Origin of the sequence: Arcobacter sp. F155, assembly GCF_004116455.1 — a bacterium.
In the GTDB taxonomy this organism is placed as follows: domain Bacteria; phylum Campylobacterota; class Campylobacteria; order Campylobacterales; family Arcobacteraceae; genus Halarcobacter.
The window spans coordinates 1-433 of sequence record NZ_PDJU01000044.1 but is presented as its reverse complement, the minus strand read 5'-3'; the positions used below and the strand labels follow the sequence as shown (position 1 = coordinate 433).

Sequence of the window (433 nt, the reverse complement as noted above, 5' to 3'; positions counted from 1 at the left end):
GTGGGGTTACTCCAGAAGAGGAAGCGTTTTTAACGAAAGAGTTTGCGGAGTATAAAAAGAATCATCCTGGTATTTTAGATTTATATATTGGTACGAAAGATAAAAAAACATTAAGTGCCAATCTTGCTGAAGGTGGGCAAGTGCCAGAAGGATATGATCCAACGACAAGACCATGGTATAAAGATTCAGAGGCTGATGTAAAAAAGGTCCATTGGGGACAACCTTCTTATGAAATTGCAACAGGAAAGTTAAGTGTAGGTGTTTCTAAAGCAATTACAGCTCAAGATGGATCTGTATTAGGCGTTGTTGCGATGGATGTATCGCTTGGGACGATTCAGAAGTTGCTTCACAATATTCAATATAATAATGACGGAGAAATGTTTATTACAAATGATAAAAATATGGCTCTTGTTTATCCAGAAAAGATAGGGAA

Annotated in this window: 1 protein-coding gene; it reads left to right on the top strand. The window is 37.0% G+C overall.

Annotated elements, in window-relative coordinates; all coding sequences use genetic code 11:
* A partial coding sequence (locus CRV03_RS14010) for a cache domain-containing protein (protein ID WP_258239114.1) occupies positions 1-433 on the top strand: 433 nt, incomplete at both ends.